This is a genomic window from Spirillospora sp. CA-128828, from assembly GCF_050945415.1.
Taxonomy (GTDB): Bacteria; Actinomycetota; Actinomycetes; order Streptosporangiales; family Streptosporangiaceae; genus Spirillospora.
The window spans coordinates 4,585,391-4,609,745 of the sequence record NZ_CP191986.1 but is presented as its reverse complement, the minus strand read 5'-3'; the positions used below and the strand labels follow the sequence as shown (position 1 = coordinate 4,609,745).

The following is a 24,355-nucleotide window of genomic DNA, read 5'->3' as shown; positions in this document are numbered from 1 at the left end:
CTCCCCCGTCTCCCCCGCTCACCGGCCGGCCCCGTCGCGGGGGGCGGCGTAGCGCAGCCGGGACGTCCCTGCGGCGGGCAGCCGGACGTCGTCCTCGCCGCGGATGCCGTACCCGATCCCGAGCCGCTCCTTCAGCGCGGCGAGTCGGCGGTCCGCGGCCGAGCCGGTGAAGGCGTCCCGCAGGCGCCCGGGGTCGCCCAGCGCCGTCACCTCGTAGGGGCCGCCGAGCGGCCGGTAGTCGACCAGGATCGCCTCGCCCGCGGTGCGGATCGCGGTGGTCGGGGTGAGCCGCCGGCCGTTGATCCCGATGGCCTGGGCGCCCGCCGCCCACAGCCCGTTCACCAGGACCTGGAGGTCCTGGTCATAGACGCGGCCGCGGTCGGCGGCGCGGGCCGGCGCGGCGGGCCCGGCCGGGGTCTCGCGCGGGGCGTCGGCCACGGTGACGACGAGCCCCTCCCCCGTGGCGGGCGTCGCGGCCGCGGCGGCGCCCGCCCGGGTCAGCTCGTGCCGGACGCGGCGGCCGGCGTCGCTGCGGGCCAGCGCGGCGGCGCGGCGCCGCTCGGTGTCCGCGCGCAGCCGGTCCAGCCGGCGCTGGAGGCCGTCGGTCTCGGCGGTGCGGGCGTGGATCTCGCCGATGAGCCGGGAGCGGCGCTCGGCCGCCACCGGTTCGCTGCGGCGGGCCTCAACGCCCGCGACGGCGACCAGCGTGCCGGCGAGGGCGACGACGAGGAGGACGCCGGCGCCCCGGAGCCGTCCTCGCCGCGGACCGGTCTCGCCGGGCGCGGCGCGGCGCGCCGCGGCCTCCGCGTAGCCGGGGTCGAGGTGCTTGCCGGCGACCAGGTCCGCGAGCAGCGACATGGAGGCGTCGGCCCGCAGCCATCCGGACGGCCGCGCACCGCCGTCCCGGCGCTCGTCCGGCTCCCGGCCGCCGAGGGTGTCCCGTCGTGCGATCACCGGCCCATCATGGCAAGGAACCGCGAACCGGCGGGGGTCAGGTCAGGCGGTGGCGGGGCGGAGGCCGATGTGGATCGCCAGCCCGGCGAGCACCGAGCCCATCAGGTACCGCTGGGCGCGCTGCCAGCCGGGCCTGCGCGCCAGGAAGACGGCGATGGAGCCCGCGCCGAGGACGATGAGGGCGTTGACGGTGATGGCGATGGTGACCTGGACGACGCCCAGCAGGAGGATCTGGCCGGCGACGTGGCCGCGGTCCGGGTCGGCGAACTGGGGCAGCAGCGACACGTACAGGATCGCGATCTTGGGGTTGAGCAGGTTGGTGACCAGTCCCATGGCGAACAGGCGGCGCGGCGGGTCGGCGGGCAGGTCCTTCGGGGCGAACGCGGTCGTCCCGCCCGGCCGCAGCGCCTGCCAGGCGAGCCAGAGCAGGTAGCCCGCGCCGGCCAGCTTGATCGCTGTGTAGAGCGGCGGCACGAGCGTGAACACGGTGGTGAGGCCGGCGGTCGCGGCGGCGACGTAGACCAGGAAGCCCGCGGCGACGCCACCGAGGGAGATCAGCCCGGCGCGGCGGCCCTGCGTCACCGACCGCGACACCAGATAGATCATGTTGGGCCCAGGGGTGAGGACGAGCCCGAGGGCGAAGAGGGCGATGGCCGCGACGGCCGTGAACGAGATCATTGCGCTCCAAGTCATCTGCAATGCCCCAAGGCTAGAAGCCGGAGTATGCTCGGTGCAATAGTGAAATTGCTCTCGGTGCAATGTGGGGTTCAGATGGCGGACTTCCGGCGGGTGGCCGACGAGGTGGCGGCCGACATCGCGGCGGGACGGCTGCGGCCGGGCGAGCGGCTGCCGCCGCAGCGGGCCTTCGCGCGCGGCCGGGGCATCGCGGACTCGACCGCGGGCCGGGTGTACGCGGAACTGGCCAGGCGCGGCCTCGTGGTGGGCGAGGTCGGCCGCGGCACGTTCGTCCGGGCCGCGGAGCGGGCTCCCGGACCCGCGCTCGCCGAGCCGGCCGCCGCACGCGTCGACCTGGAGTTGAACTACCCGGTCGTCCCCGGGCAGAGCGCGCTGCTGGCCGCGGGGCTGGAACGGCTTCGCCGCCCGGACGTCCTGGACGCGGCGCTCGGGCCGGTGGGCGTCGCGGGAACGGCCGCCGCGCGCGAGGCCGCCGCGGCGCTGCTGTCCGCGTCCGGCGGCCGGACCGCCCCGTCCGAGGTGCTGTTCGCGGGCAACGGCCGGCAGGCGATCGCCGGCGCCGTGGCGGCGCTCGTGCCTCCGGGCGGGCGGCTCGCCGTCGAGGCGCTGACCTATCCGGTGATCAAGGGCATCGCGGCAAGGCTCGGCGTGACGCTCGTCCCCGTCCCGTCGGACGAGCAGGGGCTGCGTCCGGACGCCCTGGCCGACGCGCACCGCGCCGCTCCGCTCGGCGCGGTCTACCTCCAGCCGACGTTGCACAACCCGTCCGGGACGACGATGCCGTCACAGCGCCGCGCCGAGCTGGCCGCGGCCCTGGAGCGGCTCGGCCTCCACGCGATCGAGGACCGCATCTGGGCGTTCCTCCGCGAGGACGGGCCGGAGCCGCTGGCCGCGCACGCCGCCGGCCGCACCGTGCTGGTCGACAGCCTCTCCAAGAGGCTCGCGCCCGGCCTGAGCCTGGGCTTCGCCGTCCCGCCGGCGGGCCTGTCCGGCCGCGTCGCCGCGGCGCTGCGCTCCGGCGGCTGGGGCCCGGCGGGATTCGCCCTCGACGCGGCCGCCGGCTGGATCGCCGACGGAACGGTCGAGTCGGTCACCCGCGCCAAGCGCGCCGACGCCGCCTCCCGGCAGCGGATCGCCGCCGGCCGCCTGGCGGGCGCGGCCGTCCGGTCCGACCCGTGCTCGTACTTCTGCTGGTGGGACCTGCCGCGGCCGTGGCGCGCCGAGACATTCGTGGCGGCGGCCGCGCGGCGCGGGATCGCCGTCACGCCGGCCGCCGCCTTCGTGGTCGGCAACAGCGCCGCCCCGCGCGCCGTCCGCTTCGGGCTGGCGTCCCCGCCGCCCGAGGCCCTCGCCCGCGCCCTGGACGTGCTCGCCGAGATCGCCGCGGCCGGCCCCGACGACACCACCGTCGACTGACGCGTCCCGTCCGCGAGGCACGCCGCTCCCGTCATACCGGGGACGGGACGGTGGACTGTTCCGGGGTGATCGTTCATCTTCGTAAGAGGCGATGCTCGGCGGGAGGGTGGATGATCGAGGTCTGCGGGGTCGGTCAACGGGCGGGCGGGCGGCGGACACTGCGGGACGTGTCGCTGTCGATCGGGGCCGGACAGCTGGTGGCGATCATCGGCGGCAGCGGGGCGGGGAAGACCACATTGCTGGACGCCATCGCGGGAGTGCGGCCGCCCGCGGAGGGCGAAGTCCGGTACGACGGCGGGAACGGCGCGCTTGGGTACGTGCCGCAGGACGACATCGTTCACATGGAGATGCCGCTGCGGCGCACCCTCCGCTATGCGGCGGGGCTGCGGCTGCCCTCGGGCACGCCGCCGGAGCGTGTCGAGCGGGCGGTGGACGACGTGCTGGAGGCGCTCGCGCTCACCGAACGGGCCGGGCAGCGCGTCGGCTCGCTCAGCGGAGGCGAGCGCAAGCGGGCCAGCATCGCGGTCGAGCTGCTGACCCGTCCCCGCGTGTTCTTCCTGGACGAGCCGACGTCGGGCCTCGACCCGGCGACGGCGGCGGACCTGATGCGGCTGCTGCGCGGCCTCGCCGATTCGGGGACGGCGGTGGTCCTGACGACCCACCATCCGCCGGACGTCCTGGCCTGCGACCGCGTGGCGGTGCTCGCGCAGGACGGGCGGCTGGTCTTCTACGGGGAGCCGGACGAGGCGACGGAGAGGTTCGAGGCCGGCGGGATAGAGGACATCTACCTGCGGCTGGCCGAGGCGGAGACGCACGACTGGGAGGGACGGTTCGGCGCGTCTCAGGCGCAGGCGGCGGGCCCAGGGATCGGCGCGTTCGGTCAGTGGGCGCTGCTCACCCGGCGCAGCCTGGATCTGCTGACCCGCAACCGGCTCACGCTCGCCGTGCTGGCCGGGTCGCCGCTCATGGTGCTGGCGATGTTCGCGGTGCTGTTCCGCCCCGGGGCGTTCGCGCCGGAGTCGCCGAGCCCCGGCGCGACGGTGATGATCCTTTTCTGGATCGCGTTCGGCGGGTTCTTCTTCGGCCTCACCTACGGGCTGCTGCAGATCTGCACCGAACTGCCCGTCCTGCGGCGGGAGCGGCTCGCCGGACTGCGCATCGGGCCGTACGTGCTGGCGAAGACGGCCGTCCTGCTGCCGCTGCTGGCCGTGGTCGACGCGCTGATGCTCGGCGTCCTGCGGGGGCTGGACCGGCTTCCCGCGATGGGCTGGAGCACGTACGGGGAACTGTTCGTCACGCTGCTGCTGTGCTCGCTGGCGGCTCTGGCGCTGGGCCTGCTGGTGTCGGCGGCGGTCACCGATCCGGCGCAGGCCACGATGGCGCTGCCGATGCTGTGCTTCCCGCAGGTGCTGTTCGTGGGCGCGATCCTGCCGGTCCCGGTGATGGCGGCGCCCGGACGGTGGCTCAGCTACGCCATGTCCAACCGGTGGGCGTTCGAGGGGCTCGGGCACAGTCTCGGCGTGGAGCGGCTCTGGGCGACCGGACGTTCGCCGCTGGGCCCGCCCTTGCTCGATTCGTACGGCGGGACGTTCTCGCGGGCGGTGGCCGTCGACTGGGCGCTGCTCGGCGGATTCGCCGCGCTGTTCCTCGCGGGCACATGCCTGGTCCTCACCCGCAGGACATAGTAAACATCCCTTTCTGTGCCACTTAAGGCTCCTGAATCGCTCTTGCACCACCTCTGGGGATTTTGGACCGTTCATTAAGCAATGTCGCTTTTGCTGGCGGGGGTGCACAATGAGCGTTTCATCCGATTCCCAGGTCGATGTCATGCCCGGCTACGCGGAGACGCGGCGGCTGGACGAACTCCGCGCCGCCGAGTACCGCCACCTCGACGTCCAGACCTACCTGGACTACACCGGGGCGGGCGTCGCCGCCGAGGCCCAGATCCGCGCGCACGCCGAGCGCCTGACCGGACACTGCTACGGCAACCCGCACTCGGAGAACCCGACGTCCAGCGCCTCCACGGGCCTCGTCGACCAGGCCCGGGAGGCGATCCTGGCGTTCTTCAACGCCTCGCCGGAGGAGTACGCGGTGGTCTTCACGCCGAACGCCAGCGGCGCCTGCCGCCTCGTCGGCGAGGCGTACCCTTTCGAGCGCGGCGGCCGGCTCGTCCTCACCGGTGACAACCACAACTCGGTGAACGGGATCAGGGAGTTCGCCAAGGCGCGCGGAGCCGAGGTCGTCCACGTCCCCGTCCGCGGGCCCGGCCTCCGGGTGCGCGAAGCGGAGATCCGCGCCGCGCTGGGAGGCCGCCGCGGCCTGCTGGTGTACCCCGCGCAGAGCAACTTCAGCGGCGTCCAGCATCCGCTGAGCTGGATCGGCCTCGCCCAGGCGCACGGGTACGACGTGCTGCTCGACGCCGCGGCGTTCGTCCCCGCCAACCGCCTCGACCTGAGCCTGGTCCATCCCGACTTCGTCCCCGTGAGCTGGTACAAGGTCTTCGGCTACCCGACCGGCGTCGGCTGCCTCATCGCCCGCCGGGAGGCGCTCGCCCGGCTGCGCCGGCCCTGGTTCGCGGGCGGGACGATCCAGGCGGTCAGCGCGCTCGGCGGCTGGCACGTCCTCGCGCCCGACGAGACGGCGTTCGAGGACGGCACCCTGAACTTCCTGTCCATCCCGGACGTGGAGTTCGGCGTCCGCTGGGTCGAGGACATCGGCATGGACCTCATCCACCGCCGCGTCGGCTGCCTGACGTCCCTGCTCCTGCGGCGGCTCGCGGACCTGCGCCATTCCGACGGCTCCCCCCTGATCCGGTTCTACGGCCCGGACGGCACCGACCGGCGCGGCGGGACGGTCGCGTTCAACGTCCTCGACCCGCGCGGCCGGATCGTGGACGAGCGGATCGTCGCCCGTGACAGCGCCGCCGCCGGAATCTCCGTCCGGACCGGCTGCTTCTGCAACCCGGGCGCCGGGGAGGGCGCTTTCGAGATCTCCGAGCACGCGCTGCGCGGCACCGCCGGCCGGCGGATGCGCACCCTCGACGACTATCTGGGCGTGCTCGGCCTGCCGAGCGGCGGCGCGGTCAGGGCGTCCCTCGGCCTGGTCTCGAACGTCGCGGACGTGGACCGCCTCACCGAGTTCCTGGACGCCGCATACGGCGATCGTGAACCGAACGCCACCGGCCTCAAGCCTCGCGAACGGTGCTGAGACCGCCTAAGAGCCGGCCCGTTCGACAACGACGGCCCATTCCTCCAGCAGCGCCTGCGCGGCGTCCGCGTCCGGCCCCTCGGCCCACAGATGGGTGACCGCCTCCGCCGGGTCGGGCAGGACGAGGACCCAGCGGCCGTCGTCCTCCACCACGCGGACGCCGTCGGTGGTGTCGATCGTCCGCTCCGCGGCCGCCTCCACGACGTGCCGCATCACGCTGCCCTTGGCCGCCCACGGCGTCGGGACGGAACGGCGCAGCAGATGCGCGTCCGGTATGCGCCGGTCGATCTGCGACAGCGTCAGCCGCGTCCGCGCGACGAGGCCGACTAGCCGGACGAACGCCGCGATCCCGTCCACGGTGCCGCTGAACTCCGGCATCAGGAACCCGCCCCGCCCGTCGCCGGCGAAGATCACGCTGGGCTGCGCGGCGGCCTTGGTGAGGACGTCCTGGGACGTGGACGTCCACTCGACCTGCACGCCGTGGAACCGGCACACCTGCTCGGCGACCCGCGTCGTCGTCACCGGCAGCGCCACCCGCCCGCCGCGGCGCTCCGCCGCGACCAGGTCCAGCATCACCAGCAGCGCGCGGTCGTCGCCGACCAGCTCGCCGTTCTCGTCCACCAGCGAGATCCGCTCCCCCACCGGGTCGAACCGGACGCCGAACGCGGCGCGCGACGACGACACCAGCTCGCCGAGCCGCTCCAGGTCGCGCATCCGCTCGGCGAGCGTCTCGGTCGGGTTCGCCTCGTCCAGCCCCGCGTTGCGGGTGAGGACCTCCACGCCGACCTTGCCGAGCAGGCTCGGCAGGACGAGCGAGGCGACACCGCCCGCGCAGTCCAGGACGATCTTCAGCCCGGCCTCGCGGACGCCGCGGATGTCGACGCGGCGCAGCAGGTCGCGGGTGTAGGTCTCGACGACGCGCGGCGGGTAGGTCAGCTCGGCGATCTCGCCGGGGAACGCGCGGCGGTACTCCTGCCGCCCGAAGACCCGCTCCAGCTTGCGCTGCGCGCCCTGGGACAGGTCGGCGCCGCCCGCGTCCAGGAATAAGATGTCGACGCCCTGGGGGTCGCCGAGGGTGGTGCGGATGTAGATGCCGCCGACGCTGTCCTCGCGCCCTGTCTCGAACCGCGCGACGGTCAGCGGGGTCGCCTCCAGATCCTGGACGTTGATCGCGCTCGCGGTCAGGGCGCTGTTCACCGCGCGCTTCAGGGTGCGGGCGGCGCGGGACACGTCCCTCCCGGTGACGACCGTGCACCCCTTCTTCAGTGTCGTCGCGTAGGCGCTGGCGAGCCGGACCGCCAATTCGGGCGTGATCTCCACGTTCACGAGCCCGGACACGCCGCGCGGCCCGAACAGGTTGCGCTGCCCCCGCGACTCCCAGATCACGCTGGTGTTGACGACCGCGCCGGCCTCGATGGTCTTGAACGGGTAGACCTTCACGCCGCTGGAGACGTACGCCTCGGCCTCGATGACGCACTCGTCGCCGATGACCGCGCCCTCCTCGACGCGGGACCCCGCCATGATGTCGGTGTTCTTGCCGACGACGCAGCCGCGCAGGTTCGTGGACGGCGCGACGAACACGTTGTCGTGGACGACGGCCCGGTGCAGGAACGCGCCCTCCTTCACGACGACGTTGCTGCCGAGGACGGTGTACTCGCGCAGTTCGACGCCCGCCTCGACCTTCGCGTAGTCGCCGATGTAGAGCGGCCCCTTGAGGACGGCCTCGGCGTCCACCTCGGCGCCCTCGGCGACCCACACGCCCGGCGACATCTCGAACCCGTCGAGGTCGATGCCGACCTGCCCGGACAGCATGTCGGCCTGCGCCTTGAGGTAGCTCTCGTGAGTGCCGACGTCCTCCCAGTAGCAGTCGGCCACATACCCGAACAGGCGGGCGCCCTCGGCGAGCAGCTTCGGGAACACGTCACCGGACCAGTCGACCGGCTCGCCTTCGGCGACGTGCTCAAGGACCTCGGGCTCCATCACGTAGATCCCGGTGTTGACGGTGTCGGAGAACACCTGGCCCCAGGTGGGCTTCTCCAGGAACCGCTGCACGCGGCCATCGTCGTCCACGATGATGATCCCGAATTCGAGCGGGTTCGGGACCCGCTTCAGGCCGATCGTGACGAGTGCGTCGTTCTCCTCGTGGAACCGCACCATGTCGGTCAGGTCGATGTCGGTGAGCGCGTCCCCGGAGATCACGAGGAACCGGTCGTCGCGCAGCGCCTCCTCGGCGTTCTTGACGCTGCCGGCGGTGCCGAGCGGGACCTCCTCGGTCGCGTAGCTCAGCGACATGCCGAGTTCCTCGCCGTCGCCGAAGTAGTTGCGGATCAGCGCCGCCAGGAACTGGACGGTGACGACGGTCTCGGAGAACCCGTGCTTCTTCAGCAGCCGCAGCACGTGCTCCATGATCGGCCGGTTGACGAGCGGAAGCAGCGGCTTGGGCTGGTTGGCGGTCATCGGACGCAGCCGCGTCCCCTCGCCTCCCGCCATCACGACGGCCTTCATCGGGGGGTCTCAGCTCCCTTCTGGTCGCCGGCCGGCGGTTCCGCGCCCGGATCGCGCAGGCCGCCCGGGCCGCCGGGATCGCGCGCGGAGCCCGGCCCGAGGGCCGGGGACGAGCCGCGGCCGGCCAGCACCAGCTGCCGCGTCTGCGTCCAGTACAGGACGGCCGCCCACCAGTACAGGCCCGTCCCCCAGACGGCGAAGGCCCATCCGATGATCTTGGCCGTGGTCGCCGCGCCGCCGTCGTGGTCGCCGAGCAGCAGCAGCGGGAACGCGTACAGCAGGCACATCGTCGCGGCCTTGCCGATGAAGTGGACGGGCAGCGTGCCGCCGTACCCGAGCCGCCGCACGATCGGGGCGATCGGCAGGATCGCCACCTCGCGGGCGACCAGCACGGCCACCAGCCAGACCGGGATGATGTCGCGGATGGTGAGCCCGATCAGCGTGGCCAGGATGTAGAGCCGGTCGGCGGCCGGGTCGAGCACCATGCCGAGCCTGCTGGTCTGGTTCAGCGCCCGCGCCAGCTTCCCGTCCAGCCAGTCCGACAGGCCCGCGAACACCAGCAGGCCGAGCGCCCACCAGTCCGCCTCCACAAGGACGAGCCACAGAAACAGCGGGACGCCGACGAGCCGGGCCAGGCTCAGGATGTTCGGCACAGTGAAGATCCGGTCCTGCGGGGCCTCCTGCAGTGTGCTCACCGACGCGTTCCCCTCCCCTGGTCCCCTTGATCCTGACCCTACCGGTAAGGGTTTGAAAGCCCCCGGCAGCGTCCGGTGGGGTTGGGAGATTCCCGGCGGACGGATCGAGCCCGGCGAAGACGGCGCCGGAGGGGCCTGCTCCGTTCCGTCACCGCGAGGTGACGGCGCCGGCGAGCGGGAGCACAGCCGTGACGACGAAACCGCCGGCCTCGCCCGGGCCCGCGTCGAGTGTCCCGCCGACGCTGCGCGCCCGCTCGATCATCCCGAGGACCCCGAACCCCTCGGGCGTCCCGCCGGAGGGGCCCTTCCCGTCGTCGGCGACCCGCACGACGAGTCCTTCGCCGTCCCGGGTCAGGCTCACCGTCACGCGCTCGGCGGCGGCGTGTTTGACAACGTTGGTCAGGGCCTCCTGGACGATCCGGTACGCCGCGACGCCGATCTCGGGCGGCAGCGCCCCCACGTCGCCGTCCTGGAGGTCCACGTCGATCCCGCCGCCGCGGGCCGCCCGCGCCAGCTCCCCGATGCCGCCCGGGCCGGGGAGCGTCCCCGGCGTCCCGACGTCGGTCCCGCGCAGGACCTGGAGGGTGCCGCGCAGTTCGGTGCGGGCGTCCCGGCACGTGCCGGCGATCGACGCGAGGGCATCGGCGAGCTCCTCCCGGTCGAGGGGCCGGTCCCCGCGCACCAGATGGGCCGCGGCGCCGGCCTGGACGCCGATCAGCGTGATGCTGTGCGCGAGAAGGTCGTGCAGGTCGCGGGCGATCCGGAGGCGCTCCTCGGCCACCCGCCGGCCGGCCTCCTGCTCCCGTGTCCGCTCGGCCCGCTCGGCCCGCTCGGTGATCGTCGCGAGCCGCGCCCGGTGCACCCGCCACACCTGGACGGCGATCACGACGGACACCACCGCCTCGATGACCGCGATCTGCTCGCGCAGCGAGCCGCCGCCCGCCCGCATCGCCATGCCGACCACGCACACGGCGAGCAGGGACGCGACCACGCCGAGGACGATCCGGACCCGGTGCCCGAGCACCGCGTAGGCGAACAGCGCGATCACCTCGGCGGGCACGAGCGCGTGGTGCTGGTACTGCGCCAGGTGGTACGGCAGCACGAGGATCACCAGCGAGACCAGCCCCGGGGTCGGCCAGCGCCTGATGACCGCGAGCGGCACGTGCGCGGCCGCCAGCAGCAGCGCCCCCGGCGCGTCCAGCTCCCGGACGCCCGGCCACACCGCCGCGACGATCGCCGCGACCCCCGCCAGCAGCGCCGCGAGCAGGGCGTCCTTCGCCGTCACACCGACCCTGGGCATCGTCACCACCCGACCATTGTCCCCGAGTCCCGCGATCTTCGCGCATCACCCCGTGTTCCGCGCGGAGGCGTCCTCCGGGGAGAACCCGCCGAGGGACACCGGGACGAACAGGATGATCTTTCTCATCGCGCTCTCCTTCCGGACCGGCCGCCCCGCCCTATAGTTCTGCAAACCCCGTCACGAAGGGCCGACAGTTGTCCGTCCCCCCGCCCGCTGTCCCCCCGCCGGAACTCCGGATCACGCTCGGCCGGAAAGCGTACCGACGGCCGTTCCGGATCTTCCTCTCCGCGCTCGCCGCCGGCCTGCTCGTCTCCCTGTCCACGCTTTCCAGCGCCGAAGCTTGGGAACCGGAGCAGGCCCGCCGGGCCACCGGCTTCTTCGGCGGCGGCTGCGCGCTCGTCGCGCTGGCGGCCGCCTTCTGGGCATGGGCGATGCACCGCGACCGCCTCGTCGTGACCATCTCGGAGAAGGGCGTGGCCCTTCGCCGCCGCAAGCAGCGGGCGGAGATCCCCGCCGGAGCGGTCGAGGCGGTCGGGATCACGTGGCCGGTCACCGACCCCGTCTGGACGATCTGGTTCGACTCCGAGGCGGCCCCGGGCGTCGACGCCGTCGCCAAGATCGAGGACGGCGCCGTGACGCTGCTGCGCGACCGGTCGCTCCCCTCGGGCTGGGTCCGTGCGGCGGAGAACGCGACCACGGAGATCCTGGGCGTCGCCTGGCGCGTCATGGACGACGAAGGCAGGGAGGTACCGCCGCCCCCGGCGGGCGCCCTGCTCAAGGCGGACCGCGTCCTGGTCGACGGCGTCGGCCGCTACCGCGACGAACGCGGCGGCGCCCTCCTCGCCGTGGCCCACGGCCCGCTCGGCAGGCCGCCGCGGGGGCGGTCGGGCTTCTTCCCCCTCGCCCCCGGGAGAGGCCGCCGGAGGATCGTGCTGCGCGACCCCCACGCCCGCACGCTGCTGGTGTTCAAGCGCACGTCCTCGCCGCTGGGCCGCGACCGCCTGCGCGTGTTCGACCCCGACGGCCGCCTCCTCGGCGTGGTGCGCGGCCGCCATGAGCCGTCCTTCCACACCACCGGCGGCGTGCTTCTCGGCAGCACCCGGCAGGCCGGCGACCGCCACATCGTCACCGGCGTGGACGGACGGCGGTCGGCCACGCTGCGGACCAAGAGCGGCGCCGACGACAGCCGCATGTGGCTGGAGCGGTCGCCGTCGGCTCCGGAACCGCTTCGCGCGCTCGCCCTGGCCCTGCCCATGGCCGTGCGCATCGCCCGCCAGTCCTGACGCCGGCGCTCAGGCATCCCGCGCACGGCCCACGCGGGCGCGCTTACCGCATCGGCGGCGGTTGCGGCAACGGGGGTGCGGCGGGTTAGCGTCGGGGGCGACAGATCGCGGGGGCCCGGCGAACCGGGCTGAGATAGCGGCTGGGACGGCCGCTGACCGCATGAACCTGACCGGGTAATGCCGGCGTAGGGAGAGATCGAGTCGTCATGACCGAACCTGTGGTTCCAGCTGCGCGCAAGACCTACCTCCAGGGCTCGCGCCCCGACATCCGCGTCCCGATGCGGGAGGTGCCGCTGACCAACGGCGACGCCGTCGTCCTGTACGACACCTCCGGGCCGTACACCGATCCTGAGCAGGACACCGACGTCCGCAGGGGGCTGCCCCCGGTGCGGGAGGCGTGGATCGCCGAGCGCGGCGACACCGTCCCGTACGAGGGGCGGGCGGCGCGTCCCGAGGACGACGGGAGGCGGCCGGCGCCCGCCGCCTTGGGCGGCCCCGCGCAGGTGGTCCGGGAGGACTTCCTGCCGCGGCGGCCGCGCCGGGCGGCCGGCGGCGCGGTGACCCAGCGCGCCTACGCGCGCCGCGGGGAGATCACGCCGGAGATGGAGTTCGCGGCGCTGCGCGAGGGCGTGCCGCCGGAGTTCGTCCGGGACGAGCTGGCGGCCGGGCGCGCCGTGCTGCCCGCCAACGTCAACCACCCCGAGATCGAGCCGATGGTCATCGGGCGGAACTTCCTGGTGAAGGTGAACGCGAACATCGGCAACTCGGCGGTCGCGTCCTCGGTCGAGGACGAGGTCGAGAAGATGACGTGGGCGACCCGGTGGGGCGCCGACACGATCATGGACCTGTCGACCGGGAAGGACATCCACACCACGCGGGAGTGGATCCTGCGGAACTCTCCGGTGCCGGTCGGGACCGTCCCGCTCTACCAGGCCGTCGAGAAGGTCGGCGGCGACCCCGCGGAGCTGACCTACGAGGTCTTCCGCGACACGGTGATCGAGCAGGCCGAGCAGGGCGTGGACTACATGACCGTGCACGCCGGGGTCCTGCTCCCGTACGTGCCGCTGACGGCGCGGCGCAAGACGGGGATCGTGTCTCGCGGCGGGTCGATCATGGCGGCCTGGTGCCTGGCGCACCACGAGGAGAACTTCCTCTACACGCACTTCCGGGAGCTGTGCGAGATCTTCGCCGCCTACGACGTCACCTGGTCGCTCGGGGACGGCCTGCGCCCCGGTTCGATCGCGGACGCCAACGACGAGGCGCAGTTCGCCGAGCTGCGCACGCAGGGCGAGTTGACGAGGATCGCGGCGGAGTACGGCAACCAGGTGATGAACGAGGGGCCCGGGCACGTCCCGATGCACAAGATCAAGGAGAACGTCGACCTGCAGCAGGAGTGGTGCGACGGGGCGCCGTTCTACACGCTCGGCCCGCTGACCACCGACATCGCGCCCGGCTACGACCACATCACCTCGGCGATCGGCGCCGCGATGATCGGCTGGCACGGCACCGCGATGCTCTGCTACGTCACGCCGAAGGAGCACCTCGGGCTGCCGGACCGCGACGACGTCAAGGCCGGCGTGATCGCCTACAAGATCGCCGCGCACGCCGCCGACCTGGCCAAGGGCCATCCGGGCGCGCAGGCGTGGGACGACGCGCTGTCGGACGCGCGGTTCGACTTCCGGTGGGAGGACCAGTTCAACCTCTCCCTCGATCCGGACACCGCCCGCGCGTTCCACGACGCGACGCTCCCGGCGGCGCCCGCGAAGACCGCGCACTTCTGCTCGATGTGCGGCCCGCACTTCTGCTCGATGAAGATCACGCGGGACGTCCGGCGGTACGCCGGCGAGCACGGGCTGGCCGAGGGCGAGGCGCTCGCCGCCGGGATGCGGGAGAAGGCCGCGGAGTTCAAGGCGGCCGGCGGGCGGGTCTACCTGCCGGTCTCCCCCGCCGGTTCCTGACCGCACGGCGTCCGGCCCGCCGCGGCACCGTCCGCGGCGGGCCGGGCGCCCGGGCGCATCCGGCCACCGGTCACCGGGGCGGCGCGGATAGGATCGAAGGACCGTTCCAAAGCCGCGGATCCCCTCGAATCGCCGCAGCGCCGTCTACCCGCCGGGAAGGACCGACGACCCAGGTGACCAGCGACGACACGCCGAAGGCCCGCGCCCGGGCGGTGCGCGCCGACGTGCGCCGCAACCGTGCGCGGCTGCTCGCCGCCGCGCGGGAGACGTTCGAGCGGGACGGGGCCGGCGCGTCCCTGGAGGGCGTCGCCCGTGGCGCCGGGGTCGGCATCGGCACGCTCTACCGCCACTTCCCCACCCGCCAGGACCTCCTGGAGGCGCTGCTCGCCGGGGTCTACGACGACCTCGCCGCGGCGGCCCGCGACCTGATGGTCACCCCGGCGCCGGGCGAGGCCCTCATGACGTGGCTGCGGACGTTCATCTCCGAGGTCACGGCGTTCCCCGGGATGGCGGCCTCGGCGATGGTGTCGCTCCAGGACGAGCGGCCGGAACCGTCCCGCTCCTGGAGGGCCATGCACGAGGCGGGCGAGGCGCTGTTCGCCCGCGCGCAGCGTGCCGGGGACGCGCCCGCCGGGGTCCCGTTCACCGACGTGCTGAGGCTCGCCGGGGCGATCGCGGCGGTCACCGAGCGGGAACCGGTGGCCGCGGGCCGGCTGCTGTCGCTCGCCGCCACCGGCGTGATGCCGGGCAAGGCCCGCTAGCCCTCGCCGCCGGTCAGGCCGTGTCGGGACTGGGCAGGACGCGGCGAGGGCCGCGCGGCTCCTCGGCCCGCTTGCGCCATTCCCGCGGGTAGCCGACCGACACCTCGATGTGCGGGACGTCGCCGGTCCAGATCGTCCGCGGGTTGTGCAGGTGCCCGTACACGACGGACACCGCGCCGTAGCGCGCGTGCCAGTCCGCGGTGCGCTCGGTGCCGCACCATTGGGCGAACTCGGGATACCACAGGACGCGGGTGGGTTCGCGGACGAGCGGCCAATGGTTGACGAGCACGGTCCGCGTTCCCGGCTCCAGGGCGGCCAGGCGTTCCTCGGTGTAGGCGATCCGGGCGGCGCACCAGGCGTCCCGGGTGGGGTACGGGTCGGGGTGCAGATAGACCTCGTCGGTGCACACGACACCCGCCTCGTGTGCGACCTCAAGCGCCTCTTCCTTGGTGGACGTCCCGTCCGGCCGGAAGGTGTAGTCGTACAGGATGAACAGCGGCGCGACCGTCACGGGACCGGCCTCGCCGTCCCACACCGGGTACGGGTCCTCAGGGGTCAGCACGCCCAGGCCGCGGCACATGTCGACGAGCCGGCGGTAGCGGGCCTCGCCGCGCAGCGCCACCGGGTCGTCCTTGACGGTCCACAGCTCGTGGTTGCCGGGCACCCACAGCACGGTCGCGAAGCGCTCGCTCAGCGTGCGGAGCGCCCACTCGACGTCGGCGAAGTGCTCGGCGACATCGCCCGCCACGATCAGCCAGTCGCCGCCGGACACCGGCCGCAGCCCCTCGACGAACGCGCGGTTCTCCGGGAACCCCACGTGCAGGTCGCTGATCGCGTAGACACCGCCCATCCAGAGATCGTAAGCCCCGGCAGGGAGGGCGGCCTCACTCGTCGTCGGCGGGCAGGGTGAACAGGCGGATGTGGACGGGACGCGCCCCCGGCGGCGCGTCCTCCCGGCGGTGCGCGTGCTCGTGCAGCAGGCGGATGTACGCCTCGAAGAACTCGGCCAGTCCCTCCTCGGTCATGTGGGCGAACCCGCGCGACAGGAGCGCCCACCTCCTTTCCCGCTCGTAGACCGCGGGCAGCCGCCCGAACAGCTCCATGTCCTCGGCGTGGCCGATCCGGAGCAGCTCGGCGAGGACCGGCCGGTCCTCGGGCGGCAGGGAATCCGGGTCGGGCGTGCGGACGTCGCGCGGCCCCTCGGCCCGGCGCCACCAGCGCTCCCGGCCGGCGGACCGTTCCGGGATCTCCTCGATGAACCCATACTTCTCCAGCTGCCGCAGGTGGTAGCTGGTCGTGCCGGTGTTGGCGCCGAGCGCCTCGCCGATCGTCGTGGACGTCGCGGGGCCGTGCGCCCGCAGCCGGTGCAGGATCCGCCGCCGCAGGGGATGGCTCAGCGCCTTGATCCGTCCCGGGTCGTCCAGGATGACGGGCTCCTCGTCCTTCATGGGGAGCAGCCTAGTACTCCAGAGGTATATTTGCAGAGAACTCTTTGCAGAGCTTTCTCTGCAGTTCTAGGGTCGCCGCCATGAAGACCGCTTTGACCCTCCTCCTGGCGCTCGTCCTCGGCGCCCTCCTCGCGGCGCCCGCCCGGGCCGCCGCACCCGCGTCGGGGCCGGTCCCCGCACCGCCCGGCCTGACCACGACGGACGTGAGCTTCGCGGGGGCCGGCGGGCTGACCCTCCACGGCACGGTCCTGGCGCCGGCGAAGAAGGGCCCGCCCCGGCCCGGGGTCGTCCTCGTCACCGGGTCCGGCTCCGGTGTGCCGCGCGAACACCTGCTCACCGAGGCCACGGAGTTCGCCCGCCGCGGCCTCGCCGTGCTGATCTACGACAAGCGCTCAGAGGGGTACACCGACCTCCACCGCGACTACTCCGACCTCGCGGACGACGCGCTCGGCGGGCTGCGCGCACTGCGTGCGCGACCCGGCGTCGATCCCGCGAAGGTGGGCCTGTGGGGGCTCAGCGAGGGCGGCTGGGTGGCGCCGCTCGCCGCGTCCCGCACGGCCGACGCGGCCTTCGTGATCGTGGTCGGCGGCAACGCCATGACGCCGATCCGCCAGCAGAACTGGAACGAGAGCTACGACCTGCGCCGGGCCGGGGTCTCGGGCTCGCTGGTCGACCGCGGCAAACCGGCCCTCGCCCGGCTCGCGGGCGACGCCGGCCTGTTCGCCGAGGCGTACTTCGACGCGCAGGGCGTCCTGCAGCGCGTCCGGCAGCCGCTGCTCGGCGTCTGGGGCGAGTACGACCTGCAGACCCCGCCCGAGGACAACCCGCCGCTGTTCGCGCGGGCCCTGCGGCGGGGCGGCAACACCCACTACACGTTCCGCTTCTTCACCGGCGCCGACCACGCCGCCCACCTGACGCCGGACGGCGGCATCACCCGCGGCGCCGAACTGGCCCCCGGCTACGCCGACCTCGTCGGCACGTGGGTGCATGACGTGACGAACGGGAAGCTGCCCGAGGCCGATGCCGCCACGCCCCTGCACCAGAAATACCCCAGTGTCGAGGTGCAGCCGTTGCCGTGGTGGGAGTCGCGGTGGGTGCACCTGGCGGCGGTTCTGCTGTTCCTCGTGGCGTTCACCGCGTACCCGCTGGTGGCGCTGGTGCGCAGGCTCCGCGGCCGGAGGGTCCGCCCGGTGAGCCGCTGGGCGCGGCTGCTGGCCGGCGCGGGCTTCGCCGCCGGGTTCGGCCCGGTCGTCTACCTCTTCTCTTTGGTGGCGGGCAGCTCGCCCGACCCCGGCCCCGTCCTCGGCGGCAGGCCGCTGCCGTGGCTGATCCTGCAGGGGCTCGCCGTGGCCGCGGTCGCGGCGGCGATCGCGACCGCGGTGGCGTGGCGCCGGGCCGCGGCGGACGTCGCGCCGGGCGAGCGCGTCCGGCTCGGCCTGCTGATGGCCGCCGGCGCGGTGCTCGTCCCGTGGGGACTCCACTGGGGCCTGCTCCTGCCGTGAGCCGGACGGTGACAGAGGACGGCCCGTGCTCCTTCCGGGAGCACGGGCCGCTTTCCGCCTCCGGCCGTCAGTTGTTCTTGCCCCAGACGTAGACGCCCAGGCTCATGGCGAGGAGGCTCGCCCAGCTGAAGACGGCCCGTGCCGTGTTCCAGGCCGTCCAGCGGCCGGAGTAGTCCGACCAGATCTTCGCCGCCTCGCCCGCGTCCTTCGGGATCGTGACGCCGTCCAGGTCGTTGTTCATCGGGATGTTCACCGCGAAGCTCGGGACGAGCGCGCCCGCGAAGTACACCGCCGCGGCGACGAAGAACAGGATGGCCGCGGACTTCTGGTCCAGGGTCAGCAGCAGCACCCCCGCCGCGATCGCCAGGACGGGGACGAGCAGGAACACGGCGATGAAGACCGGATTCTGGATCTTCTGGTTGATGCCCTGCATGGCGTCGATCGCCGAGCCCGGCTTCGCCGCGTTCAGGCCCGGCATGACGCCGGTGGAGAAGGCGAAGAACGCTCCGGCCATGCCGGCCGCCATGATGATGGAGAGGGTCGCCGAGACGCCCGCCAGTGCGAATTTCATGATCAGGTCCAATCGTCGCGATGGTGAGAATCAGGCGTTCCAGATGCCGCTGGCGGCGGTGTCCCGCGCGTAGTCGGCGAAGTCCCGGGGCTCGCGGCCGAGCGCCCGCCGCACGCCGTCGGCGGGCCGGGCGTTGCGGCCGTCCAGGACGTTCGCGAACAGGTAGGTGAGGAACCCGGCGAGCTCCTCGGGTAGGCCCTGCTCGCCGAGCGCCGCCGCATAGTCGTCCGCGCTGACCTGGACGAAGGCGATCTCCCGTCCGGCGGCGCGGCCGATCTCGGCCACGGCCTCGGTGAAGGTGAGCGCCCGCGGGCCGGTCACCTCGTACACCTCGCCGTCGTGCCCGTCGCGGGTGAGCGCCTCGACGGCCACGTCCGCGATGTCGCCGGCATCGATGAACGGCTCGGGCACGTCGCCCGCCGGGAGGGTCACCTCGCCGGCCAGGACGGGGTGGAGAAGATAGTCCTCGCTGAAGTTCTGTGCGAACCAGGCCGACCGGACCACCGTCCACGCAAGTCCCGACTCGCGGACGACCCGCTCGCACTCCTGCGCCTCGGGCTCGCCGCGTCCCGACAGCAGGACCACCCGCCGGACACCCGCGTCCACCGCCGCGTCCGTGAACGCGCGGACGGCCTCCCGGGCACCGGGCGCCGCTAGGTCCGGGTAGTAGGAGAGGTAGACGTTCTCGACGTCCCGCAGGACGGGCGGCCAGGTGGTCTCGTCCTCCCAGTCGAAGGGCGGCGACGCCGACCGGGACCCCATCCGGACCGGGACGTCCAGGGCCTCCAGCCGCTCGACGACGCGGCGGCCGGTCTTCCCGGTCCCGCCGAGGACGAGGGTGAGGCCCTTCTCGATGATGTTCGCTGCGCTGTTCGTCATGCTTAGAGTCAACAGCCGAGCGCTCCCGGCGCCCATCGTTGAGAAGCTCGCCTGTATACGCGAGCGTCTACGCTTGCTTCATGGACGCTCTGGCCGACCTCCTCGACGGGCCGCGCGCGCGGGGGGCGTTCATGTTGCGTGCGAGCCTCAGCCCGCCCTGGTCGATGCGGATCCAGGACGAGGCCCCGCTCACACTGCTCTCCATGGTCAGGGACGACGCGTGGCTGCTGCCGGACGACGGAGCGGCGCAGCGCGTGGGCCCCGGCGACATGGTCGTCTTCCGCGGCCCGGACCCGTACACGGTCAGCGACGACCCCGCGACCGAGCCGCAGATCGTCATCCATCCGGGGCAGCACTGCACCACCCCGGACGGGACGAGCCTGTCGGAGGCGATGGACCTCGGCGTCCGCGCCTGGGGCAACGACCCGGACGGCTCCACCGTCATGCTGGTCGGCACCTACCAGTTGCGCGGCGCCGTCACGCGGCGGCTGCTGTCCGCGCTGCCGCCGATGGCGGTCGTCCGCGGCGACACGTGGCGGTCACCGCTCGTCGACGTGCTCCAGGAGGAGATCGGCAAGGACGAGCCCGGCCAGGACATCGTCCTCGACCGGCTGCTGGACCTGCTGCTCATCGCGACGCTGCGCGCCTGGTTCTCCCGGCCGGAGGCCGAGGCGCCCGGCTGGTACCGCGCGCACGGCGACGCGGTCGTCGGCCCGGCGCTGCGGCTCCTGCACGAGGACCTGTCCCACCCCTGGACGGTCGCGGACCTGGCGGCCAAGGTCGGCGTGTCGCGCGCGGCGCTCGCCCAGCGGTTCGCGAAGCTGATCGGGGAGCCTCCCATGGCGTACCTGACCGGTCTCCGCCTCGCCCAGGCCGCCGACCTGCTGCGCGAGAGCGACGCGACGCTGGAGTCCGTGGCACGCCGGGTCGGCTACGGCAACGCCTTTGCGCTCAGCACCGCGTTCAAGCGCGAACGCGGCCTCAGCCCGCAGGAGTATCGCAGCGGCCCGGTGACCGCCTGACCGGTCAGGCCGCCGCGCCGAGGTGCTCGTGGAAGAAGGCGGTCATGAGCGCGAGGACGCGTCCGCTCTCCTTGCCGTAGACGACGAAGTGGTCGCCGTGCAGGATCTCCAGCCGCTTCGGGTGCAGGGCCCGTTCGTAGGCGGCGAAGGCCAGGTCGCTGTGGGTGAGCATGTCCTGGTCCGCGACCACCATCAGCAGCGGCGTCGGCGTGATGCGCGCGATGGAGTCGCCCGGCTCGTACTCGGCGGTCATCTCGACCGAGCGAAGCGTGACCTCGTTCCGCCAGGTCTTCAGCCGTTCCGGCTCGATCGTGCGGTACCACTCGTAGGTCGGGCGGTCGGGCAGCGCGGCGAGTTCCCCGGGCGTCTCGGTGATCAGCGGGATCATCGCCGGGGCCTCGCCGCGGAACCGGGCGAGCCGGTCCGCGTCGAACGTCCGGCGGACCTCGGCGAGCGTCTCGGACGGGATGAACCGGGACATGCTCGTCCCGCCGCTGATCACCGGGACCTGTGCGTAGACGCACTTGACCCGGCGGTCCACCGCCGCGACGACGAGCACGTGGCCGCCCGAGTAGCTGGAGCCGAACACGCCGATGCGGTCTGCGTCGACCTCGTCCCGCGTGCACAGGAACGTGATCGCGTCCCGGTAGCCGCGGATCTGCGCCCACGGGTCGACCTCCTGGCGGGGTTCGCCGTCGCTGGCGCCGAACGACGGGTGGTCGTAGAGCAGGACGGCCAGCCCGGACGCGGCGAGCGCCTCGGCGATGTCGTCGGTGTACTGCTCCTTGACGGCCCCGTAGCCGTGGGTGACGACGACCGCCGGGTGCGGGGCCGGGCGGCCGTCCGGCGTGTAGAGCCAGCCGCGGAGCGTCGTGCCGGCCGAGTCGAACTCGATGTCGTGGCGCATGCCGGGTCCTTCCGGGGAGAGTGGCGGATCACCGCCCGTGGTCAGGGGTCCTGGGTTCCGGGAGGCGAGAACGCGCCGTCCAGCGCGGCCGCGTAGGCGGCCGCCGCGGCGGTCTCGGCCAGAGCGTCGTCCACCGGCCCGCGCAGGATCAGCAGCCGGTAGTAGAAGGGCGCGCCGACGGCGGCGACGACCGCGGCGGCGTCGGTGCCGGGAGGCACTTCCCCGCGCTCGGCGGCGCGCTCGACGATCCGCGCGGCGAGCCGGTTCCGCTCGGCGAACACCTCGGTCAGCGCGGCGGCGGCCTCCGGCGAGCGGACGGCGGCGGCCACCATGCCCTCGACCAGCGCGCGGTACCGGGGCCGGGCGTACAGCCCGGCGATCTCGGACGCGAGGGCGCGCAGGTCGTCGCGCAGCGACCCCGTGTCGGGGATCGGCACCTCCCGCGTCGCGATCTCGCCGAGGACGTCGACGACGAGCCCCTCGACGTTGCGCCACCGCCGGTACAGCGTGGCGAGGTGGACCCCCGACCGCTCGGCCACGCGGTCGAGGGTGAGGCCGGCGTATCCGGCGTCCTCCAGTTCGCCGAGCACCGCATCGAGCACGGCGGCGCGGGTGCGGGCCGTCCGGCCCCCGGGTCGGGCGGCCCTCGCCGCCGGCGCGTCCTCGGTCACCCGGCCGATGCTAATGCGAAATGCTTCGCATTAGCAATCCCGGCGGTTCAGAGCTCCGTGCGGAGCGTGGGCTCGGCGCGGACGACCGTGTCGTCGGCGGCGTCCGGAATGAACGGGATGACGAACGCGTAGTCCGCAAGGACGGACTCGGGGACCTCCCCCGACTCGCCGAACGCCGCGATCTCACCCCAGCAGGGTGAGCCGAGCGAGCCGCTTCGGTGCCGCACCGACAGACCCGCGCACAGGTTGGCGAACCGGAGCCGCTCGGCCAGCGGGAGGCCGGCGAGGGTGGCGAACACGAATCCGGCGGCGAACACGTCGCCCGCGCCGGTCGGGTCGAGCGCCTCCACCGGCAGCGCGCCGGTCTCGGCCCGCTCCCCCGCCACCGAGTCGATGGCGATCGCGCCGTCCCCGCCGCACTTGACCACGACGACGGGCACCCGCTCGGCGAGCGCCTCGGCGGCTTCGGCGGGGGTGCGCGTGCGCGTGTAGGACATCGCCTCGGCGGCGTTCGGGAGGAACACGTCCACGTGCGCGAGACGGTCGAGGACCTCGGCGGGCCAGGCGCCCGTCTGGTCCCAGCCGAGGTCGCCGAAGACCAGCGTGCCGCGTTCGCGCATCCGGGCCGCCCAGGCCGGGACCGGCTGGTCGACGTCCACGAAGCACGCCCGCGCGGCGGGCGGCGCGCCGATCTCGTCCATTTCGCCTGGTTCACCGGGAGCGGAGGGGACGGGACGGGCGAACGTCACCATGCTGCGGTCGGAGTCGTAGGCCATCGACACCGTCACCGGCGTCGACCATCCCGGCACCCGCCGGGACAGGCCGAGGTCGACCCCCTCCTGCTCGGCGAGCGTCCGCCACAGGTAGGCGCCGAACATGTCGTCCCCGAACGGGGCCGCGAGCCCGACCCGCAGGCCGAGCCGGCTCATCGCCACCGCGATGTTCGCGACGCCGCCCGGCGCGGAACCGAGCCCGTCGGTGACGATCTCGGTGCCGGGCGGCGGCAGCCCCGGCAGCCCGGTGAAGATCATGTCCATGAAGACCCGGCCGGACAGGAAGACGTCCAGCCCGGAGGCCGCGCCGTCCGGGCGCAGCCGCACCCCCGCCGGCTCCCGCTCGGCGCAGGGGTCGGCGAGGGACGGCTCCGGCGCCCGGCCGGGCGCGGTCTGCTGAGTCACGAGGCCCCCAGAGCGAGGCTTGGGCACGTTTTCACGGGACCCTAGCCCGCACCACTGACATCAATGTCTACTTCGGAACGTACAGGCGGATGTCGTCCACCTGCGCGGATCCCTCGTAGAAGTTCAGGTGCGGGTCACCGATCATGAACCGGTCCGGGTAGGCGGACCCGGCGGGCCAGGTGTCGTGGTCGACGAGGGTGCCGCCCGGCCCCTGCCAGGTCCAGTCGGCGTTGAAGCGGCCGTCGTACTCGTCCGGCCGCTGGTTGTAGTGCCAGATCGGCTCGCCGTCCTGGACGAACGAGCGCGTGTACCGGAAGGTCGCCCGGCCCACGTGCGCGAACACTCCCGACATCTCCATCGTGTAGGCGCCGCCGCGCCGCTCGATCGCGAACGTGTAGGGCTCCTGCGGCAGTAGTTCGGGCTTCAGGTCGACGGTGGAGACGATCGCGCCGGCCTTCTTGAGGCCGCACTCGCTCTCCATCAGGTACTCGGTGCCCGGCATCGCCGGGTACCGGCGGTCGTCGGTCATGAAGATCGCATTGACGCCGTTGCCCGTGCCGGCCGAGTAGGGCTCGTACTGCTTGGTCGCGGGATTGCAGTACAGCAGCCCGCTGCCGGTGTACTTGTAGCGGTTGTAGCCGTCCATGGCGACCTTGCGGTGGCCGTGGACGAAGATGTTGTTGTGCGGCGCGACCTGCCGGTAGTCCATGATCGACATGTAGTAGAAGCCGTTGGAGTCGGTGCGGACGTCGGCCCACTGGCACTCCGGCCTGGCGAAGTCGCCTCCCGAGGCCCACGGGAAGTTGGTCTTGCAGCCTTCGGGCGAGTAGCCGTTGACGCGTCCGTCCGGATAGTCCCAGGAGCCGTTGCGCTGACCGCCGAAGTCCAGGCCGCGCAGCGTCATCTCCACCCGGTACTCGGCGGGCAGGTCGCGGGTCGAGCGGATGACGACGCCCGCCTGGTGGCTCGGCTCGTCCAGGTGGGCGGTGCCCTGGCGGGAGGTGAGCGCCGGGGGCGCGTCCGGTCGGCCGTCCCCGTCGGCGTCGCGCGCGGCCAGTTCGGCGGTGAGCCAGCCGCGCTCTCCGAACGCGAACGACTTGCGGTACGTCTTCATCTTGGCCAGCTGCTCGCGGAACGCGGGCCCGCCCACCGTGTCGAAATAGGCGCCGTCGTTGTCGTAGATGTCGACGTTGTAGGGGCTGGACGGGCCGTCGCCGTCCGGTCTCCACGGAACCTTCGCGTCGTCGAGGTGCCGGTCGAACGGCTCGGCGGCCATCAGCCGCCACCCCTCGCGGGCGCCGGGCCGGGCCGCGTCCGCGTGGGCCGGGGCTGCGCTGAGCGCCGCCGGCATGAGCATCGGCAGTGCCAGCGCCACGGCGCCGCGCACGAACTTCCTCATCTC

At 73.4% G+C, this 24,355-nt stretch carries 21 protein-coding genes and 1 riboswitch; of the genes, 8 read left to right on the top strand and 13 right to left on the bottom strand.

From position 1 onward, the window contains the following. Positions 1-18: 18 nt before the first annotated feature. Both ACQPXG_RS22590 and ACQPXG_RS22585 read right to left on the bottom strand, forming a co-directional pair. Positions 19-954, bottom strand: coding sequence for a DUF881 domain-containing protein (locus ACQPXG_RS22590; protein WP_433469693.1), 936 nt, complete (start codon positions 952-954; stop codon positions 19-21). A 42-nt stretch (positions 955-996) separates the two neighbouring features. After that, positions 997-1,647 (bottom strand): LysE family translocator, encoded by a 651-nt coding sequence (locus ACQPXG_RS22585; protein ID WP_433469692.1) that lies wholly within the window; start codon positions 1,645-1,647, stop codon positions 997-999. 78 nt (positions 1,648-1,725) lie between these two features. Between ACQPXG_RS22585 and ACQPXG_RS22580 the strand changes: the two genes are divergently transcribed. The 3 genes from ACQPXG_RS22580 (at position 1,726) to ACQPXG_RS22570 (ending at position 6,273) form a co-directional block, all read left to right on the top strand. Continuing rightward, positions 1,726-3,066, top strand: coding sequence for a PLP-dependent aminotransferase family protein (locus tag ACQPXG_RS22580; RefSeq protein WP_433469691.1), 1,341 nt, complete (start codon positions 1,726-1,728; stop codon positions 3,064-3,066). A gap of 110 nt (positions 3,067-3,176) precedes the next feature. Beyond that, a complete protein-coding gene (locus tag ACQPXG_RS22575) occupies positions 3,177-4,751 on the top strand; it encodes an ATP-binding cassette domain-containing protein (RefSeq protein ID WP_433469690.1) in 1,575 nt (524 codons plus the stop codon). Positions 4,752-4,860: 109 nt separating this feature from the next. Further along, positions 4,861-6,273: an aminotransferase class V-fold PLP-dependent enzyme gene (locus tag ACQPXG_RS22570; protein WP_433469689.1), complete on the top strand. Its 1,413-nt coding sequence runs from the start codon at positions 4,861-4,863 to the stop codon at positions 6,271-6,273. A gap of 6 nt (positions 6,274-6,279) precedes the next feature. On the opposite strand, the gene ACQPXG_RS22565 is transcribed toward ACQPXG_RS22570, so the two are convergent. From ACQPXG_RS22565 to ACQPXG_RS22555, 3 genes are all read right to left on the bottom strand, one after another. Then, on the bottom strand, positions 6,280-8,778 hold the full coding sequence (locus ACQPXG_RS22565) for a sugar phosphate nucleotidyltransferase (RefSeq protein WP_433469688.1): 2,499 nt from the start codon (positions 8,776-8,778) through the stop codon (positions 6,280-6,282). Continuing rightward, positions 8,775-9,473, bottom strand: coding sequence for a CDP-alcohol phosphatidyltransferase family protein (locus ACQPXG_RS22560; RefSeq protein WP_433469687.1), 699 nt, complete (start codon positions 9,471-9,473; stop codon positions 8,775-8,777). The genes ACQPXG_RS22565 and ACQPXG_RS22560 overlap by 4 nt, the downstream gene beginning before the upstream one ends. Before the next feature lie 148 nt (positions 9,474-9,621). After that, positions 9,622-10,773 (bottom strand): sensor histidine kinase, encoded by a 1,152-nt coding sequence (locus ACQPXG_RS22555; protein ID WP_433470028.1) that lies wholly within the window; start codon positions 10,771-10,773, stop codon positions 9,622-9,624. 194 nt (positions 10,774-10,967) lie between these two features. Here ACQPXG_RS22555 and ACQPXG_RS22550 point away from each other — a divergent pair, with 194 nt between their 5' ends. The 3 genes from ACQPXG_RS22550 (at position 10,968) to ACQPXG_RS22540 (ending at position 14,775) form a co-directional block, all read left to right on the top strand. Further along, complete coding sequence (locus ACQPXG_RS22550) at positions 10,968-12,056, top strand: hypothetical protein (protein ID WP_433469686.1); 1,089 nt, start codon at positions 10,968-10,970, stop codon at positions 12,054-12,056. 97 nt (positions 12,057-12,153) lie between these two features. Then, positions 12,154-12,267, top strand: a riboswitch (TPP riboswitch). Beyond that, positions 12,263-14,014: a phosphomethylpyrimidine synthase ThiC gene (gene thiC / locus ACQPXG_RS22545; protein ID WP_433469685.1), complete on the top strand. Its 1,752-nt coding sequence runs from the start codon at positions 12,263-12,265 to the stop codon at positions 14,012-14,014. It overlaps the preceding riboswitch by 5 nt. 173 nt (positions 14,015-14,187) lie before the next feature. After that, the gene (locus ACQPXG_RS22540) at positions 14,188-14,775 is read left to right on the top strand and encodes a TetR/AcrR family transcriptional regulator (RefSeq protein ID WP_433469684.1); all 588 of its coding nucleotides are present in this window, start codon (positions 14,188-14,190) and stop codon (positions 14,773-14,775) included. A 13-nt stretch (positions 14,776-14,788) separates the two neighbouring features. Here ACQPXG_RS22540 and ACQPXG_RS22535 read toward each other — a convergent pair whose 3' ends face one another. After that, the gene (locus ACQPXG_RS22535) at positions 14,789-15,625 is read right to left on the bottom strand and encodes a metallophosphoesterase family protein (protein WP_433469683.1); all 837 of its coding nucleotides are present in this window, start codon (positions 15,623-15,625) and stop codon (positions 14,789-14,791) included. A 34-nt stretch (positions 15,626-15,659) separates the two neighbouring features. Then, positions 15,660-16,223 (bottom strand): helix-turn-helix domain-containing protein, encoded by a 564-nt coding sequence (locus ACQPXG_RS22530; protein WP_433469682.1) that lies wholly within the window; start codon positions 16,221-16,223, stop codon positions 15,660-15,662. 80 nt (positions 16,224-16,303) lie between these two features. Here ACQPXG_RS22530 and ACQPXG_RS22525 point away from each other — a divergent pair, with 80 nt between their 5' ends. Next, a complete protein-coding gene (locus ACQPXG_RS22525) occupies positions 16,304-17,725 on the top strand; it encodes an alpha/beta hydrolase family protein (RefSeq protein WP_433469681.1) in 1,422 nt (473 codons plus the stop codon). 67 nt (positions 17,726-17,792) lie between these two features. Here ACQPXG_RS22525 and ACQPXG_RS22520 read toward each other — a convergent pair whose 3' ends face one another. After that, complete coding sequence (locus ACQPXG_RS22520; RefSeq protein WP_433469680.1) at positions 17,793-18,296, bottom strand: DUF1772 domain-containing protein; 504 nt, start codon at positions 18,294-18,296, stop codon at positions 17,793-17,795. Between the two features lie 30 nt (positions 18,297-18,326). After that, entirely contained in the window at positions 18,327-19,175 is an 849-nt protein-coding gene (locus ACQPXG_RS22515) for an NAD(P)H-binding protein (protein WP_433469679.1), read from the bottom strand. A gap of 80 nt (positions 19,176-19,255) precedes the next feature. Here ACQPXG_RS22515 and ACQPXG_RS22510 point away from each other — a divergent pair, with 80 nt between their 5' ends. Continuing rightward, positions 19,256-20,197 (top strand): cupin domain-containing protein, encoded by a 942-nt coding sequence (locus tag ACQPXG_RS22510; protein WP_433469678.1) that lies wholly within the window; start codon positions 19,256-19,258, stop codon positions 20,195-20,197. 4 nt (positions 20,198-20,201) lie between these two features. Here ACQPXG_RS22510 and ACQPXG_RS22505 read toward each other — a convergent pair whose 3' ends face one another. From ACQPXG_RS22505 to ACQPXG_RS22490, 4 genes are all read right to left on the bottom strand, one after another. Further along, the gene (locus tag ACQPXG_RS22505) at positions 20,202-21,104 is read right to left on the bottom strand and encodes an alpha/beta hydrolase (protein WP_433469677.1); all 903 of its coding nucleotides are present in this window, start codon (positions 21,102-21,104) and stop codon (positions 20,202-20,204) included. Between the two features lie 41 nt (positions 21,105-21,145). After that, positions 21,146-21,775: a TetR/AcrR family transcriptional regulator gene (locus ACQPXG_RS22500; protein ID WP_433469676.1), complete on the bottom strand. Its 630-nt coding sequence runs from the start codon at positions 21,773-21,775 to the stop codon at positions 21,146-21,148. A 47-nt stretch (positions 21,776-21,822) separates the two neighbouring features. Then, positions 21,823-22,953 (bottom strand): carbohydrate kinase family protein, encoded by a 1,131-nt coding sequence (locus ACQPXG_RS22495; protein WP_433469675.1) that lies wholly within the window; start codon positions 22,951-22,953, stop codon positions 21,823-21,825. A gap of 67 nt (positions 22,954-23,020) precedes the next feature. After that, the gene (locus ACQPXG_RS22490; RefSeq protein WP_433469674.1) at positions 23,021-24,352 is read right to left on the bottom strand and encodes a hypothetical protein; all 1,332 of its coding nucleotides are present in this window, start codon (positions 24,350-24,352) and stop codon (positions 23,021-23,023) included. Positions 24,353-24,355 lie beyond the last annotated feature (3 nt).

Coding starts and splice junctions, on each gene's coding strand:
- ACQPXG_RS22575 (WP_433469690.1), top strand. CDS start 3,177: ATGATCGAGGTCTGCGGGGTCGGTCAACGGGCGGGCGGGCGGCGGACA.
- thiC (WP_433469685.1), top strand. CDS start 12,263: ATGACCGAACCTGTGGTTCCAGCTGCGCGCAAGACCTACCTCCAGGGC.
- ACQPXG_RS22520 (WP_433469680.1), bottom strand. CDS start 18,296: ATGAAATTCGCACTGGCGGGCGTCTCGGCGACCCTCTCCATCATCATG.
- ACQPXG_RS22510 (WP_433469678.1), top strand. CDS start 19,256: ATGGACGCTCTGGCCGACCTCCTCGACGGGCCGCGCGCGCGGGGGGCG.
- ACQPXG_RS22515 (WP_433469679.1), bottom strand. CDS start 19,175: ATGACGAACAGCGCAGCGAACATCATCGAGAAGGGCCTCACCCTCGTC.
- ACQPXG_RS22490 (WP_433469674.1), bottom strand. CDS start 24,352: ATGAGGAAGTTCGTGCGCGGCGCCGTGGCGCTGGCACTGCCGATGCTC.
- ACQPXG_RS22570 (WP_433469689.1), top strand. CDS start 4,861: ATGAGCGTTTCATCCGATTCCCAGGTCGATGTCATGCCCGGCTACGCG.
- ACQPXG_RS22580 (WP_433469691.1), top strand. CDS start 1,726: ATGGCGGACTTCCGGCGGGTGGCCGACGAGGTGGCGGCCGACATCGCG.
- ACQPXG_RS22505 (WP_433469677.1), bottom strand. CDS start 21,104: ATGCGCCACGACATCGAGTTCGACTCGGCCGGCACGACGCTCCGCGGC.
- ACQPXG_RS22525 (WP_433469681.1), top strand. CDS start 16,304: ATGAAGACCGCTTTGACCCTCCTCCTGGCGCTCGTCCTCGGCGCCCTC.
- ACQPXG_RS22555 (WP_433470028.1), bottom strand. CDS start 10,773: ATGCCCAGGGTCGGTGTGACGGCGAAGGACGCCCTGCTCGCGGCGCTG.
- ACQPXG_RS22535 (WP_433469683.1), bottom strand. CDS start 15,625: ATGGGCGGTGTCTACGCGATCAGCGACCTGCACGTGGGGTTCCCGGAG.
- ACQPXG_RS22565 (WP_433469688.1), bottom strand. CDS start 8,778: ATGAAGGCCGTCGTGATGGCGGGAGGCGAGGGGACGCGGCTGCGTCCG.
- ACQPXG_RS22530 (WP_433469682.1), bottom strand. CDS start 16,223: ATGAAGGACGAGGAGCCCGTCATCCTGGACGACCCGGGACGGATCAAG.
- ACQPXG_RS22585 (WP_433469692.1), bottom strand. CDS start 1,647: ATGACTTGGAGCGCAATGATCTCGTTCACGGCCGTCGCGGCCATCGCC.